Raw genomic sequence first — 15,305 nt, forward strand, 5'->3', positions numbered from 1 at the left:
AGGGTGTGTGCTTGGCACGCACCTGCCCTCAGGAGGAAACCATGCTCGACCTCATCAATGTCAGCTATGACACGCAGATCCCCAACAATGTCGGCCTGTCGTCGGACAAACGCGTGCTCAAGGCACTGGAAAAATGGCACCCCGGCTACATCAACTGGTGGTCCGATCTAATCCCGCAGAACTTCCAGCAATCCTTGGTCTATCTGCGCACCGCGGTGTCGGTGGATCCCAAGGGCTGGGCAAAATTCGATTATGTGAAAATGCCGGAATATCGCTGGGGCATTCTGCTGGCACCCGAGGTCGAGGACCGCCGCATTCCTTGCGGCGAGCACGCCGGCCAGCCCGCGTGGCAGGAAGTGCCGGGCGAATACCGCAATATGCTCAAGCGGCTGATCGTCATCCAGGGCGACACCGAGCCTGCCTCGGTCGAACAGCAGCGCTTTCTCGCGCTCTCCGCCCCGTCGCTCTACGACATGCGCAACCTGTTTCAGGTTAATGTCGAAGAGGGCCGCCACCTCTGGGCAATGGTTTACCTTTTGCAAAAATACTTCGGCAAGGATGGCCGCGAAGAGGCCGATGATCTGCTGCGCCGCTCGTCAGGCTCGGAGGAAGCACCGCGCATGCTGGGCGCCTTCAACGAGGAAACTCCGGACTGGCTGTCGTTCTTCATGTTCACCTATTTCACCGACCGCGACGGCAAGATGCAGCTCGAGAGCCTCGCGCAGTCGGGGTTCGATCCGCTCAGCCGCACCTGTCGCTTCATGCTCACCGAAGAGGCGCACCATATGTTCGTCGGCGAGACCGGCGTTGGCCGCACCATCGAGCGCACCTGCCAGATCATGACTGAAAACGGCATCACCGACCCATATGACATCGACAAGATCCGCGCTTTCGGCGTCATCGACCTGCCGACAATCCAGAAAAAGCTGAACCTGCATTACACACTGTCGCTGGATCTCTTTGGCCAAGAGGTCTCGACCAATGCCGCCAATGCCTTCAACGCCGGTATCAAGGGGCGCTATATGGAGCACCGGCTGACCGACGACCATATGTTGAAAAACGACACCTATCCGGTCTGGGATTTCGAGGACGGCAAGCTGGTGCGCAAGGACGCGCCGGCGCTGACCGCAATCAACATGCGGCTGCGCGATGACTATACCCGCGACGCGGCGGGCGGGGTTGGCCGCTGGAACAAGTTGATCGCCAAATCCGGCGTCGAATTCGAGATGAAGCTGCCGCATGAGAGCTTCCATCGCCAGATCGGGGTCTTCGCGGGCAAGCCCTTCGATCCCGCCGGCAATCTATTGTCGCAGGATGAGTATGACGCCAAGGCGACCGAATGGCTGCCGACCAAGGCGGACGGCGATTTCATTCAGTCACTGATGACGCCGGTCAGCGAGCCGGGCAAATACGCCAGCTGGATCAGCCCGCCGAAGGTCGGCATCGACAACAAGCCCGGCGATTTCGAATATGTGAAACTCTACATGGCCTGATGACCTCCGGCGCGCGCTAACCCGCGCGCCGGTTCCTTTTCGCGCAACAAAGGTCCGCATCATGATGATCCAACGCTTCGCCCTCGCCACCGGCCTCGCCGCGCCCGCCGATGCCGCGCGCCCCGATTGTCTGGGCTGCGCCGATTGCACCGGCATCTGCTGGAGCATCGTCGAACTCTCGTTCCATCGCCCCAAGATCACCCTGCAGCGCAGCCGGACGCCGGACGCATGAGCGCGCCCCTCAAACAGCATCTGATCGACCCCGAAATCTGCATCCGCTGCTACACCTGCGAGATGACCTGCCCGATCGAGGCGATCACCCATGACGACAACAACGTCGTGGTTGATGCCGAAATCTGCAATTTCTGCATGGACTGCATTCCGGTCTGCCCGACCGGCTCGATCGACGAATGGCGGGTGGTCAACACACCCTATTCGCTCGAGGAGCAATTCAGCTGGGAGGAATTGCCCGCGCAAGAGGATATCTCGGAGTGCGGCGGCGGGATCGAAGCGCTCGACCCCGCCATCGAGGCGCTGCTGGCCGAGGCGCATGGCGGTGCGGGCGGACGCTCCAAAGCACCTCTGAGCGCGGCGAAACCGACGATCAATATGTATAACCTCGGCAAACCCGCCACCGCGCGGGTGCAGGGCAATTACCGGCTGACCGCGGCGGACTCGGGCGCCGATGTGCGCCATATCATCCTTGAATTCGGCGGTCTGCCGTTTCCGATCCTTGAGGGGCAATCGGTGGGCATCATCCCCCCCGGTGTGGACGCCGAGGGCAAGCCGCATCTGCCGCGGCTCTATTCGGCCTCCAGCCCGCGTGACGGCGAGCGCCCGCATTTCAACAACCTCTCGCTGACGGTGAAACGCGAGGACCAGGGGCTGTGCTCGAATTACGTCTGCGATCTGCAAAAGGGTGACGAGGTGCAGGTCACCGGACCCTTCGGCGCCACCTTCCTGATGCCCGATGATCCCGCCGCGCGGCTGTTGATGATCTGCACCGGCACCGGCTCGGCCCCGTTTCGCGCCTTTACCATGCGCCGCCAGCGCGCCATGGCGGGTGAGGCCGGTGACATGGTGCTGTTCTTCGGCGCCCGCGCGCCCGACAGCCTGCCCTATTTCGGCCCACTGAAAAAAGTCCCCGACCGGCTGTTGAAAAAACACATGGTGTTCAGCCGCCTGAAAGATACCGCAAAGGAATATGTGCAGGACCGGATGATGGTCGAACAGGACCAGATCGCCGATCTTTTGGCCGACACCAAGACCCATGTTTACATCTGCGGCTTGCGTGGTATGGAGCAGGGCGTTGAGCAAAGTTTCAAGAATATCGCCGAAAGCATAGGCCTGTCATGGGAGGCGACCCGCGATGTCATGCGCGACGAAGGCCGCTATCATGTGGAAACCTATTGAATGACCTACCAGCACGAAATCCGCGTCTCTTGGGGCGATTGCGACCCCGCCAAGATCGCCTATACCGGCCGCATCCCCGCCTTTGCCCTCGAAGCGATTGACGGCTGGTGGGAAGAGCATCTCGGCGGCGGTTGGTTCCATATGGAAGTGGACCGCGGTTTCGGCACGCCTTTCGTGCATCTGAGCATGGATTTCCGCTCGCCGATCACCCCACGCCACCGGTTGATCTGCGAAGTGGCGCCAGTGAAATTGGGCGAGACCTCGATCACCTTTCGAGTGCTCGGCCGTCAGGACGGCGTGCTGTGCTTTGAGGGTAAATTCGTCTGCGTCTTTGTCGCCGCGCAAAGCCTGAACACCCAACCGCCCGAGCCCGATATTCGTGCCTTGGTTGAGCCCCTTCTGCAGCCCGAGGCATAATTCGGGCGCATAATACTGCAAAGGATAGGGCGTGATCATTGCGCGCCACTTGTCCATCTCGGCCAACTGGCCTAGACTTGTGCATTATATTCCCAGTCAGGACGGATGATGTCCGAGATCACCAATTTTCGCGGCGAGACCGTTCCAGTTGCGGCCGAAACGCAGGGCGATGCGGCGGTCAGAACGCTGATCAACCGCGTTGGCGAGCGGGTGCGGCGGGCGCGGGAACTCAAGGGTATACCGCGCCGCGTGCTGTCGGAAACCTCGGGTGTCTCACCGCGTTATCTGGCGCTATTAGAGGCCGGCGAGGGCAATATCTCTATCGGACTGTTGCAGCGTGTCGCGGTAGCGCTCGAACACCGCGTCGAATGGCTGCTGTCCGAGGATGATCCCTGGACCTCGGAGACCCAAAAAGTCGCCAATCTGTTTCGCGCCGCCTCTGCTGATCAGCGCAGCAAGGTGCTGGAAATCCTCGCGCCGCAGCCGGAATGCACCACGCGCGGCAACCGTATCGCCTTGATAGGGTTGCGCGGGGCGGGGAAATCGACGCTGGGTAGCCTGCTTGGTGAGCGGCTGAGCTTGCCCTTCGTCGAACTCAATCGCGAGATCGAGGATCACGCCGGAATGCCGGTCACCGAGGTGATGGCCTTCTACGGGCAAGAGGGCTACCGCCGTCTCGAAGCGCAGGCTTTGGCGCGGATCATCGAGACCCACGACTCGATGATTTTGGCGGTCGCGGGTGGCATTGTCACCGATCCCGAAGTGTTCAAAACCCTGCTCGCGCATTTCCACACCGTCTGGATCAAAGCCTCACCGAGCGAGCATATGGAGCGGGTGCGCGCGCAGGGCGACTTGCGCCCGATGGCGGGCAACCCGGAAGCGATGGAGCAGTTGAAATTCATCCTGACCAGCCGCGAAGCACTCTATGAACAGGCCAGCACGCAGCTTGAGACCAGCGGGTGCAGCGTCGCCCAATCGGCGGATGATCTGCAAGCGCTGATCGAAACGCAGGGCTTTCTGCGCTGATGCACGCGAGGTTGGCGCCCGCGACCTCGCTTTCGCCCGCCGACTGGCCGCTGTGCCCGATGCCCGACCCTGACGCCGCACGCGCCTATCTGGGTGCGACGCAATCTGGATGCCCTCCCGCCTCGCTCCCTGCCAGCGCCGCAATTGCCGGTGGCAGCCCGCTGGCGCTCGGCTTTGCCGCGGGACTGGCATTGTCGGGCGCAGCGGTGGTGTTGATCGAAGACGACACCCATGACGCCCGGCGCGCGCAAGACATGCTGACCCGTGCAGGGGCGCTGAAGGGGATCACCATCACCACCGACCCAACGCTGGCGAACGACGCACCACTGATCCTCGCCCCACCGCCACAGCTTGCCAGCATCGCCCGGCACGCCGCGCCCGACGCCCTGCTGATTACCTTTTGCGACGGCATGGCCACCGCCGCCACTCTGCCACCGGACTGCGTGCAGATTTTCACCGCAACCCCGCCGCCGCAGCTCGGCGTTGTCGAAGTGCTCGCTGATCCGCTCTGCCCGTCCGAAGCGTTGCACCGCACGCAGGCTTTGTTGCGCGCGCTCGGCGGCCAACCTGTGCCGGTGCCATTCTTTCTTGGCCCGCGCCTGATCGCGCGGCTCGAAGACATGGCCGAAGCCTTGGTGTTTGACGGCGCAACCCCGTGGGAGGTTGACACGGCAATGACCGCGCGCGGCTTCGCCCTCGGCCCCTGCGCGGCGCAGGACCAGCGCGGGCTTGATCTGACCTACGCCCGCCACCGCGCCGAGGACCGCGCGGGCGAGCCCCGCAACGTGCCGCTGATCGCCCGGATGGTACCCGAGGGGCGTTTGGGGCGTCACGGCGGCGTCGGCTGGTATCGCTATCCCGGCGGCGGCGGACGGGTGATTGACCCGCTGATCGAAGATCTGGCCCGCGAAGAGGCGCATTTCGCCCGCCATCCTCTGCGCGAGATCGGGCCTGAGGAGATCATCCAACGCTGCCTGCTGGCGCTGCTCGACGAGGCGGCACTCCTGCTACACGAGGGCGCCGCCGCCGCGACAATCGACCTGATATGCTGCCACGCCACCGGCTTTCCGGTGGATGAAGGCGGCCCGTTGTTTGCCGCCAAACGCGCCGGGTTCGCACAGGTGCTCAGGCAGTTCGCCGCGCTCACCCCGCCGATGCAGCCCTCCGGCGCTTTGCTGGAACTGGCCACGCAGGCAGGTTGAGCAGTTCACGCTTTCATATTCACCGCCGCTGCCAGATACTTGCCCGATGCCCGCATCGTTAAGGGAGCGCAAATGACCCAGAACAACGCCGATACCGTCGAACTGACGGCTTTTCGCCGCGCCCTACACCAGCATCCCGAGATTTCGGGCGAAGAGCGCGAGACCGCCGCGCGGATCGTTGGCGCGCTGCGCGATTGGGCGCCCGATCAAATCTTGACCGGCTTGGGCGGCCACGGTGTTGCGGCGATCTACGACAGTGGCAACCCCGGCCCGACGGTGATGATCCGCGCCGAGCTCGACGCGCTGCCGATCCTTGAACTCAACGACCTGCCGCATGCCAGCCAGACGCCTGGCAAGGGGCATCTCTGCGGTCATGACGGGCATATGACCATCCTTTTGGGACTGGCGCGCATCCTGTCGCGGGCACGTCCGGCGATGGGCCGCGCTGTCTTGATGTTCCAACCGGCGGAGGAGGACGGCTCGGGCGCCGCCGCGGTGATCGCCGATGCGCGTTACGCGCAGATCGCGCCGGATTGGGCCTTTGCATTGCACAATATGCCCGGCGTGAAGCTGGGTCGCGCGTGGCTGGCCGAGGGCGCGGCGAATTGCGCCTCGCTGGGGTTGAAGATCACCCTGACGGGCGAGACCGCGCATGCCTCGACGCCCGAAACCGGCCGCGCACCGACCAGCGCTTTGGCGCGACTGATTGACCGGCTCCAAGCACTGGCCCCAGGAGGCGCGCTGGGACCTGACTTCCGCCTCGCCACCATCACCCATTTGCAGATGGGCGCGCCCGCTTTCGGCATCGCGCCGGGCGCGGCGGAGCTTTGGGTCACCCTGCGCACACTTACCGACGAGGGGCTGGATGTGCTGCTCGCCGAGGTCAAAACCTGCGCGCAAAGCGAGGCCGAGGCCGCCAATCTGGCGGTGGATTTCGAGATCCACGACCATTTCGGCGCCTGTGACAACCATTCCGAAGCGACCGAGATCCTGTCGCGCGCGCTGGACGCCAGTGGCATCGGGCATGACGCGGGCGATCTGCCGATGCGCGGCTCTGAAGATTTCGGGCGTTTCGGCACCGCAGGCGCCAAAGCCGCGATGCTGTTTCTGGGCGCGGGCGAGGACCACCCGGCGCTGCACGCGCAGAGCTATGATTTTCCCGACGATCTGATCCCGCAGGGCGTGGCAATCTTTCACCATGCGGTGCGCCAGATACTGGGTTGATTGCCGCTGCTAGGATAGGTTCAACCGCGCCAGCAGCCCCTCGGGATCCTCAAGCTGCAGCCGCACCGGCAGGGTCAGCACCTTGTGCCGCGCCGCTTGCGGCAGGCGCACGGCGTCCTTCTCGGTGGTCACCAACTGGGCACCAAGCGCCTTCGCTTCACGCTCGAGCCGCGTGAACAGTGCGGGCGTCAACGGTTGGTGGTCATCAAGTGCCTGTTCGCGCAGGATATCCGCCTGTAGCCCGCGCAAAGTGTCGAAGAATTTCGCCGGTCGCCCGATGCCAGCGAAGGCCAGCACCCGCAGCCCGTGCCACGCCATGCCGGTGTTCAACGGCTCCAGATGGCCGGTGAACAGGGGCACATCCCCCAGCTTCGCGCCCCAATCCGCCGCAAACCGCGCTTGTGCTTCGGGCGGGCCGATCGCCACCACCGCATCGGCGCGCCGCAGCCCCGCCGCCACCGGCTCGCGCAACGGTCCCGCCGGAATGCAGCGCGCGTTGCCAAAACCGACAGCAGCATCGACCACCACCAATGACGCGTGTTTCTCGACCGAGGCGTTCTGGAACCCGTCGTCAAGCAAGATCACCTGCGCGCCTGCCGCCTCGGCCCGCTGCACGCCCAAAGCGCGGTCTTTCGCCACCCAAACCGGGCCGAAAGCGGCCAGCAACAAGGGCTCGTCACCGACCTGCGCCGCGCTATGCTCACGCTCGGAGACCTGCACCGGCCCCGCCAGTTTGCCGCCATAGCCGCGCGAGACCACATGCACGGCGATACCCTTGGCGCTCAGCATCTGCACCAAGGCTATCGTCAACGGCGTTTTGCCGGTGCCTCCGGCGTTCAGATTGCCGACGCAGATCAGCGGCACCCCCGCGCGCAGGCCGCTTTGCCGCAACCGGCGCCGCGTGCCCCATGCGTAGAGCGCGCCCAGCGGCGCCAGCATGCGCGCCTGCCATCCGGGCTGCGCGGGCGGGTTGGTCCAGAACGCTGGCGGTCTCATCCGCGCCCCCTGTTCATCTGCACCCAGTCGATGATCGCGACAGCAACGGCATGGGTCGCCTCGCTGCCCTCGGTCGCCAGATCCCAGGCTTTGAGCGCGGCATCGGCGCCCGTTTCGGGCGCCAAGAGCATCGCCAGCGACTCGCCCAGCGCCGCCGCCAGTTTGATCCGCACGCCGCCGCCGGATTTGCTCAGACGCGTCAGAAACTCGGCCTGCGCAGCGTCGGGTTCCGAGCCGAAAATCAGCGCCGAGCCCAAGGCGGCGGCGGTCAGCGCCGGGGGCGAGCCGACATTCGGGGTCAGCGAACCGCCCAGAAACGCCACCGGTGCGAGGCGCAAGAACAGTCCCGCGTCATCCTCGCAATCGGCGATATAGACCTGTGTGGCGACGTCGATCTCCTCATCACGGGCGCGTTGGGCGCAGGCAAACCCCACCTCGCGCGCCCGCTCGGCCAGCGCATCGCCGGTGGCCGCATCGCGTGGCTGCAGGATCATCAGCAGCCGGTGCGCGCTGCGCAGCGCATGGGCATGGGCCAAAAGCGCGGCGTCGGCCTCTTCTATCGGCAGGTCATAGGCAAACCACGCGGGCCGCGCGCCGAGGCTCTGGCGCAGCTCGTCGAGCTCGGAGGTCATGATACGCGGCGCCGGGGCGAAGCGGGCCAAAGCGCCGGTCGCCAGCACTTCCGCGCGGCCAGAGACCATACGCTGTAACACCGCCGCGGATTGCTCGTCGCGCGTGTGGATCTGCGAAAAACGACCCAGCGCGGCGCGGGTCTGACCGGGCAAGCGCCAGCGGCTGCGCGGCAGCGAGGGGTGTTTGGCGTCGATCAGGAACATCGGGATCGCCTGCGCGCGGGCGCGTTCGATCACCGGCAGGGGCAGCACCTCGCCCGCGATCACCAAGAGCGCAGGCGCGTGATCCGCGATGAAAGCGTCGAGCGCGGCGGCATCGCCAGACAAATGACCACGCGAAATTTCGGGCGAAGCAGTGATGGAGGCACTATCGGACCGGGGGCAGCCGGTGAGGATGGTGGCGGGTGCATGTGCGATCTCGGCGATCTGCTCGGCCAGCACCTCGAGCACCGGCGCGTCGGCAGGATCGGCCGCATGCAACCAGACCAGCGCCTCCTGCCTGCGTTCTGCGCCAACACCCATGCGCCTCATACCTCGCCGGTGCTACGGATGTCGGGACTGGTGGTCATCGCGGTGCCCGTCAGCCCCTGCAGCAAGCGGCCATGTAGCGGCGCACCGGCGGCCAGCACCCCACGGTTGCGCGCGTTCTCGCGGTTGAAGCGCAGCGGCGCGCCCAGTCGGTCGGTGACAATCGCACCCGCCTCGCTGGCGATCAGTGCGGCGGCGGCAATATCCCAGTCCCATGCATCGCGAATGGTCAGCATCGCGTCAAACCGCCCCTCGCCGATCAACGCCAGACGCCAAGCCAGCGACGGGCGGAAATGGCGTTTGAGCAGCGGCATGCCACCGGGCCAATGCTGCGCCTCAAGCGCAGGACGGGCGACCAGCACTTGCGCCTCGTCCGGCTCCTTCACCGAAGAGGCGCGGATCGGCACACCGTTCAACGTCGCGCCAAGCCCGAGACCGGCGGCATAGGTCAGATCGAGCATCGGCAGATAGACCACCGCCGCCACCGGCTCTCCGTGCTGCACTACTGCCATCGCATGGGCAAACCCCGGCTGGCCCTCGATGAACGCGCGGGTGCCGTCAATCGGATCGACGATAAAGGTGATGTTCTTATCCAGCCGCGCCAGATCGGTCAGCGGCGCGCTTTCCTCGGACATCCAGCCGTAGTCGGGCCGCGCCGCGCAGAGCACCTGCTCGAGATGCGCGTTGACCTGTAGATCGGCCTCGGTCACCGGTCCTTGCCCGCCGCCCTTGTCCCAGATCTGCGCGTCGGCCTTGAAAAACCGCGCGGCGATCTCGCCCGCACCAATCGCGGCGTCCAAAAGCAGCCGCAGGTCGGCTTCTATGGTGTCACGCGCCGGCAAGCGTCAGCCCTTCGACCAGCAAGGAGGGCACGCGGTTGCTCAGGTGTTGGCGCGCGTCATTGCCAGCGACCAGCCCCTTGAGCATATCCCGCAGATTGCCCGCCACGGTGCATTCATTGACCGGATAGGCGATCTCACCGCCCTCGACCCAGAACCCCGAAGCGCCGCGCGAGTAATCGCCGGTGGTCGGGTTGATTGTCGAGCCGATCAGCGAGGTGATCAACAGACCAGTGCCCATATCGCGCAGCAATTCCGCTTGGCTTTGCGCGCCCTGGCTCAACTCAAGGCTCGACAGGCTGGGCGAGGGCGGTGCGGTCGGCCCGCGGCTGGCGTTGCCGGTGCTCTCCATGCCCAACTGCCGCGCCGAGGCGAGGTCCAGCACCCAGCCCTGCAAGACACCGTCCTGCACCCAATGACGGGCGTGCGTTTCCAGCCCCTCGGCATCAAAGGGCCGCGATCCGGCAATGCGCGCGCGCAGCGGGTCTTCGATCAGATGCATGCCCTCGGGCAACACCTGCGTGCCCAGCGCGTCGCGCAGCCAGCTCGAGCCGCGGGCGATGGTGCTGCCGTTGATTGCACTCGCCAGATGGCCGATCAGCGAAGCGGCGACACGCTCGTCATAAAGCACCGGATAGGCCCCCGAGGGCGGTTTGCGGGAGCCAAACCGCGCCACCGCACGTTCGCCCGCCTGCTGGCCGATGCTTTCGGCAGAGGGCAGATCGGCTTGAAAAATCCGGCCCTCGCTGGCCCAGTCACGCTCCATCTTGGTGCCTTCGCCGGTGATCGCCACGCAGGAAATATGCCGCGAGGTGCGCCCGTAGCCGCCCGCGAACCCGTTGCTGGCGGCCAGAAACACCTGCCGCTGGCTATAGGCTGCCGAGGCTTGGTCAATCTGGCTGACCCCTTTGACCGCAAGCGCCGCCTGTTCCGCGGTCTTCGCGTCTGCCTCAAGTGCGGCGGGATCGGGCTCGGGCGTCGCGTCAAACAATTCCAGCCCATCGGCATCGCGGCGCGTGGTCAATTGCGACGGATCGGCGAGACCGGCATAGCGGTCTTCGGGCGCCTCACGGGCCATGGCCACCGCGCGTTCGGCCATCGCCGCCAGCGTCTCGGGGCGGGCGTCGGAACTCGACACACAGGCCTGTCGCTGCTCGATCAACACCCGCAAGCCGATATCCAACCCCTCGGAGCGTTCGGCATGCTCGAGCCGCCCGCCGCGCACGTCGATCGACACCGAGGTGCCCTCGATCACCATCGCGTCGGCGGCGTCGGAACCGGCGGCGCGGGCGGCATCAAGCAGGGCTTGGGCGAGGGCTTGGGGGTTGAGCGTATCGGAGGGCATCAGACATCCTATGCTAGAAACGGGCTATGCGAGAAACGGGTGTTCAGGCAACTGCGCCAAGGCTTACCGCCTCCCCCCTCCGATTGGAAGCATTGACACCTCAACTGATGGTGTCGAAGCGGAGCAGACCAGTGCTCAGGTCAGGATCACCGCTGCGTCGCCGCCATCAGCGGACGCCTCATACAGCCGGTCAACCAAAGCCCTGCGCCGCGTCAGTAGCTTGCGGAAGTTCACATTGCCCTTGGTGGTGATCTCGCCCTCCGCCATCGAGGGCGGTTCGGCCAGCACCAGCGCGCGGCGAATGGCACTGGCCGAACCCTCACTCGGCGCGGGTTTGAGCCGCGCGGCGATTTCCTCGGCCTGAGTGACGATCAGCGCCCCATCCGAGGGTTGCGCGCCAGCCTGCAACGCCAGCGTCGGCACAATCAACACGCCGACCTCCTGCCGCTCGGCACCGGTCAGGATCACATCCGCCGCCAGCCCCTTGAGCCGCGCCAGCACCTCAAGCCGCAGCCCCGCCGCGCGCACCCAAGTGCCCGAGCCCAGCTTGAACTCCTCGGCAATCCGCCCGTCGAACCGCATGCCTCTGTTGACGTCCTCAGGATCGACAAAGCGCATCGCATCGCCGGTGATGAAATACCCCTCCGCGTCAAATGCCTCGGCGGTTTTGGCGGAGTCATGCAGATAGCCGGGCGTAATTGTCGGCCCTTTGAGGCGCACCTCATAGCGGTTGTCCCCATCCACCGGCATCAACTTGATCGTCACCTCGGGCACCGGCACGCCGACAATCCCGCATTCGGTGGTGAATTCATGCTGCGAGAGTGCCGCCGGAGAGGTCTCGGTCAGCCCCCAACTCGAGGTGAACATCGGCATATCGCCGCGCACCTCGCGGGCCATCGCCTCAAGATCGGCCCAGATATCCTGCGGCAGCGAGGCGCCGGCGTAGAATAGCATATCGAGGTTCTGGAAATACTGTTTGCGCAGGCGCGCGTCGGTCTTCATCGCGTCGCGCAGCAGGGCAAAGCCCACCGGCACGTTGAAGGCAATCGTCGGCGAGACCATCGCCAGATTTTCCAGCATCAGATGCGACAGCGCCGGCATCGGTTTGCCACTGTCGATGTAGTAAGTGCCGCCATTGGCCAGCACCAGATTGACGTTATGCGAGCCGCCAAACACATGGTTCCACGGCAGCCAGTCCAGCAACACCGGCGGGTTGCTGATCACAAAGGGCATCATGGTCTGGATCTGCGCCTGATTGGTGCAGATCATCCGCTGGGTGGTCAGCACCGCCTTGGGATGCGAGGTCGAGCCCGAAGTCAGCAGGTATTTCGCCACCGTATCGGGGCTCACCGAGGCGTTGAGCGCCGAAACATCGCCCGAGGCCGAAAGCAGCGTGTCGAACACCGTCTGGCCTGCGTCGGCATTCCGGCTGACCAGTCTCTCAACACCGTCAAACGCGGGCAGCGCCAGCGCCGCGCCATAGCGCTCGGCATCATCGGCAAAGACCAGCTTCGGCGCGATCATCTCGACGATCCGCGAAAGCACCCCATGCGCCTCGGGGATCGTTGCGTATTGCTCGGCGAGCGGCACCGTCGGCACGCCGATATAATGCGCCGCGAGGGAGAGCAGCAGGTGGTCGATACTGTTGCCCGAGATGATCATGATCGGCGTTTGCGCGCCCAGCCCGCGCGCGGCGAGCCCCGCGGCGATGGCTTTGACCTGCGTAAGCACTTCCGCATAGCTCAGGCTACGCCAACCCTCTCCTTCGCGCTCGCCGATCAGGGGTTTATCGGGGCGCTGCGCGGCCCAATGTTCCAGCCAGTCGGTGTCGCAGCGCGCCACCTGACCCAATGCATAGTCCGAGCGCAGCAAAATACTGCCGTCGGGCTGATCTTCGCGGCGCGCCCTATGGGGGCGATACCGGTCCTGTGCTCCTGTCGCTTGGGTCATTGACGCTCCTCCCATTGAGCTCGATTTGCCGCAACGCCTTATGCAGTGCCTGAACCTCGGCACCCTCCAGCCCCGAAGTCATCCGCGCGTCATGCCGCTCCACCGCCGCGACGGCCTGATTGCAAACCTGCGCCCCAAGCGCAGTAACCGTCAGTTCAAACGCGCGCCGGTCCTCTCTGCTGCGTTCACGCACCACCAGATCGGCGCGCTCAAGGTCATCAAGGATCAGCACCAGATTGGGCCGCTCGATCATCAGGATCTGCGCCAGCCGGGACTGCTTGAGCCCCGGCGTATCGCGGATTACGCAAAGCGCGGAAAACGTCACCATGCGCAGCCCGAACGGCTTGAGCACCGCGTTCACATCCCCTTGGATCAGGTTGAACGCGCGCTTCATGTCATAGCCGACAAAGCGGCGCAGCGTGCTGTCCGCCCCCGCCATCGCCGCTTAGCGCGGTGGCAGGCGGGTGGCGCCGTCGAGGCGGATCGTCTCGCCATTCAGGTAAGGATTGGCGACGATCTGCGCGACCATCATGCCGAACTCCGAGGGCGCACCCAGACGCGCCGGAAACGGGATATTCGCGGTGATCTTGGCGGTCACCTCCTCCGGCAGGCTCTCCATCATCGGGGTGTTAAACAGCCCCGGCGCAATCGCCATCACCCGGATGCCGGTCTGCGCCAATTCACGCGCGGCGGGCAGGCACATCGAGGCAATCCCGCCCTTGGACGCCGCATAGGCCGCTTGGCCGACTTGCCCGTCCTGAAACGCTGCCGAGGCGGTGTTGATCACCACGCCGCGCTCGCCGTGCTCCAGCGGGTCCTGCGCCTGCATACCCTTCACCGCATGCGACATGACGACATAGCTGCCGATCAGATTGACGCGAATGACCTTTTCAAACAGGTCTATCGACATTTTGCCCTCGCGCCCGACGATCCGCGCGGCGACACCGATACCGGCGCAATTGACCGCGATGCGGGGCATGCCGCCCAGCCCGTCGGCAACGCGGGCAAAAGCGGCCTCGACCTGCGCCGCATCACCGACATCGGCCTGCACACCGAGACCGCCAATTTCGGCCGCCACCGCATCGGCTTTGGCGCCGTCAAAATCCAGCACCGCGACGCGCGCACCCTGACTGGCCAAATACCGCGCCGTCGCCTCGCCAAGCCCGCTGCCGCCGCCGGTGACCAGCGCTATCTGACCGTCAATATTCATCGAAATCTCCACATCCTCAGGGGTTTTCATTAGTTACATGGCATAACGAAAAACCTGTCAACATTTTTTGGCGCGGCAAAAGATCTGTTTCGACAACCTAAGAATGGCTATTACAAGCTAAGGGCGGCCATTTCACAACTTAACGGCGGCTATTGGGGGAAAGCGGTGCTGAACCGCGGGGTTGCACGGTTTTGCGCCGCGAATCTCGCCGTGATGGACTGTACTGACATTTAGGCCCGGACACACGCGCGACAAATATTCGGGAGCGCCTTACCAGCAGATACTGTCAGAGCGTTGAGGGGCCGGCGATCGAAAGCCTCGATCGGCTTTGATGCTGGTTTTCGTTGGGAACGGTTCTCTTTGGATGAACAAGAACGGCCGCAGGTGCACCTGCGGCCGTTCTTGTGGTTTGTCTGATGTGCCTGGAGTTAATCGCAGGTCAGGCGATCTTCATACCCGCCATCTGGGATTCGGCATCGATGCGTGCTGAGAGCAGATCCCGCATGAAGAGAAATCGGCCAAAATCTTGCTGTATGCGGCTAATTTCGGCGCCTTTCCCGGTGAGGATCGGCACCATTGTGACCCGTCCGATTGCACCATGCTCGGGGTCATTAACCCCGTCAAACTCATCGCGTTCGCCGAGAGTTTCCTGAAGCAAAAGGCTGTCCAGGACTCCCTTTATCCGCCCGATGTGATGACTTGCGGAGCCGGAAAGCGGCCCGCCATCACGAAGCACAGCGATGTCAGCTGCGAGGTTGGTGTGATCCGTGGCGGATAGTCCGGCTTCGTAACGCTCAACGTCGTTGTAGAGGTGACCTGCCCCCCGCGAGATCCCTCACTTTAATGTAGAGTTTGCTCAACCATGAAGGAGCAAACATATGCGAAAGAGCCGTTTTACTGAGTCGCAGATTATTGGGATGATTAAGGAGCAAGAAGCAGGCATGCCGACAGCCGAAGTGTGTCGTCGCCACGGCCTGAGCCCCTCCACATTTTATAAGCTGAAAGCCAAATACGGGGGCATGGATGTTTC

At 64.4% G+C, this 15,305-nt stretch carries 16 protein-coding genes; 8 read left to right on the forward strand and 8 right to left on the reverse strand.

Going from position 1 to position 15,305, the window contains the following annotated elements:
* Positions 1-41 precede the first annotated feature (41 nt).
* The 7 genes from boxB (at position 42) to DDE20_RS10005 (ending at position 6,775) form a co-directional block, all read left to right on the forward strand.
* Positions 42-1,493 (forward strand): benzoyl-CoA 2,3-epoxidase subunit BoxB, encoded by a 1,452-nt coding sequence (gene boxB, locus DDE20_RS09980; protein WP_116558325.1) that lies wholly within the window; start codon positions 42-44, stop codon positions 1,491-1,493.
* Between the two features lie 61 nt (positions 1,494-1,554).
* Complete coding sequence (locus DDE20_RS19005; RefSeq protein WP_165814478.1) at positions 1,555-1,725, forward strand: hypothetical protein; 171 nt, start codon at positions 1,555-1,557, stop codon at positions 1,723-1,725.
* On the forward strand, positions 1,722-2,906 hold the full coding sequence (gene boxA, locus DDE20_RS09985) for a benzoyl-CoA 2,3-epoxidase subunit BoxA (RefSeq protein ID WP_116558326.1): 1,185 nt from the start codon (positions 1,722-1,724) through the stop codon (positions 2,904-2,906). The genes DDE20_RS19005 and boxA overlap by 4 nt, the downstream gene beginning before the upstream one ends.
* Positions 2,907-3,323: an acyl-CoA thioesterase gene (locus tag DDE20_RS09990; protein ID WP_116558327.1), complete on the forward strand. Its 417-nt coding sequence runs from the start codon at positions 2,907-2,909 to the stop codon at positions 3,321-3,323.
* Between the two features lie 108 nt (positions 3,324-3,431).
* Positions 3,432-4,349: a helix-turn-helix transcriptional regulator gene (locus tag DDE20_RS09995; RefSeq protein WP_116558328.1), complete on the forward strand. Its 918-nt coding sequence runs from the start codon at positions 3,432-3,434 to the stop codon at positions 4,347-4,349.
* A complete protein-coding gene (locus DDE20_RS10000) occupies positions 4,349-5,551 on the forward strand; it encodes a 3-hydroxyacyl-CoA dehydrogenase family protein (protein ID WP_116558329.1) in 1,203 nt (400 codons plus the stop codon). Before DDE20_RS09995 ends, DDE20_RS10000 begins: the two co-directional genes overlap by 1 nt.
* A gap of 72 nt (positions 5,552-5,623) precedes the next feature.
* Entirely contained in the window at positions 5,624-6,775 is a 1,152-nt protein-coding gene (locus DDE20_RS10005) for an amidohydrolase (protein WP_116558330.1), read from the forward strand.
* 9 nt (positions 6,776-6,784) lie between these two features.
* Here the strand turns inward: DDE20_RS10005 and lpxK are convergent, their stop codons facing one another.
* The 8 genes from lpxK to DDE20_RS18890 all read right to left on the reverse strand — a co-directional run bounded on the left by lpxK (position 6,785) and on the right by DDE20_RS18890 (position 15,011).
* The gene (gene lpxK / locus DDE20_RS10010) at positions 6,785-7,771 is read right to left on the reverse strand and encodes a tetraacyldisaccharide 4'-kinase (protein WP_116558331.1); all 987 of its coding nucleotides are present in this window, start codon (positions 7,769-7,771) and stop codon (positions 6,785-6,787) included.
* Positions 7,768-8,925 carry a 3-deoxy-D-manno-octulosonic acid transferase gene (locus tag DDE20_RS10015; RefSeq protein ID WP_165814479.1) on the reverse strand — a complete coding sequence of 386 codons (1,158 nt, stop codon included), beginning with the start codon at positions 8,923-8,925 and terminating at the stop codon, positions 7,768-7,770. Before DDE20_RS10015 ends, lpxK begins: the two co-directional genes overlap by 4 nt.
* Positions 8,926-8,930: 5 nt before the next feature.
* Entirely contained in the window at positions 8,931-9,773 is an 843-nt protein-coding gene (locus DDE20_RS10020; RefSeq protein WP_240607961.1) for an inositol monophosphatase family protein, read from the reverse strand.
* Entirely contained in the window at positions 9,760-11,115 is a 1,356-nt protein-coding gene (locus tag DDE20_RS10025; protein WP_116558333.1) for a TldD/PmbA family protein, read from the reverse strand. The genes DDE20_RS10020 and DDE20_RS10025 overlap by 14 nt, the downstream gene beginning before the upstream one ends.
* Positions 11,116-11,250: 135 nt before the next feature.
* Complete coding sequence (locus DDE20_RS10030; protein WP_116558334.1) at positions 11,251-13,065, reverse strand: feruloyl-CoA synthase; 1,815 nt, start codon at positions 13,063-13,065, stop codon at positions 11,251-11,253.
* Entirely contained in the window at positions 13,022-13,504 is a 483-nt protein-coding gene (locus DDE20_RS10035; protein ID WP_116558335.1) for a MarR family winged helix-turn-helix transcriptional regulator, read from the reverse strand. Before DDE20_RS10035 ends, DDE20_RS10030 begins: the two co-directional genes overlap by 44 nt.
* 6 nt (positions 13,505-13,510) lie before the next feature.
* Positions 13,511-14,275: an SDR family NAD(P)-dependent oxidoreductase gene (locus DDE20_RS10040; RefSeq protein WP_116558376.1), complete on the reverse strand. Its 765-nt coding sequence runs from the start codon at positions 14,273-14,275 to the stop codon at positions 13,511-13,513.
* 439 nt (positions 14,276-14,714) lie between these two features.
* The gene (locus DDE20_RS18890) at positions 14,715-15,011 is read right to left on the reverse strand and encodes a hypothetical protein (protein ID WP_133240339.1); all 297 of its coding nucleotides are present in this window, start codon (positions 15,009-15,011) and stop codon (positions 14,715-14,717) included.
* 142 nt (positions 15,012-15,153) lie between these two features.
* Here DDE20_RS18890 and DDE20_RS10050 point away from each other — a divergent pair.
* A partial coding sequence (locus DDE20_RS10050) for a transposase (protein ID WP_133240340.1) occupies positions 15,154-15,305 on the forward strand: 152 nt, incomplete at its 3' end.

This window comes from Pararhodobacter oceanensis (assembly GCF_003076755.1).
GTDB classification, from domain to species: domain Bacteria; phylum Pseudomonadota; class Alphaproteobacteria; order Rhodobacterales; family Rhodobacteraceae; genus Pararhodobacter; species Pararhodobacter oceanensis.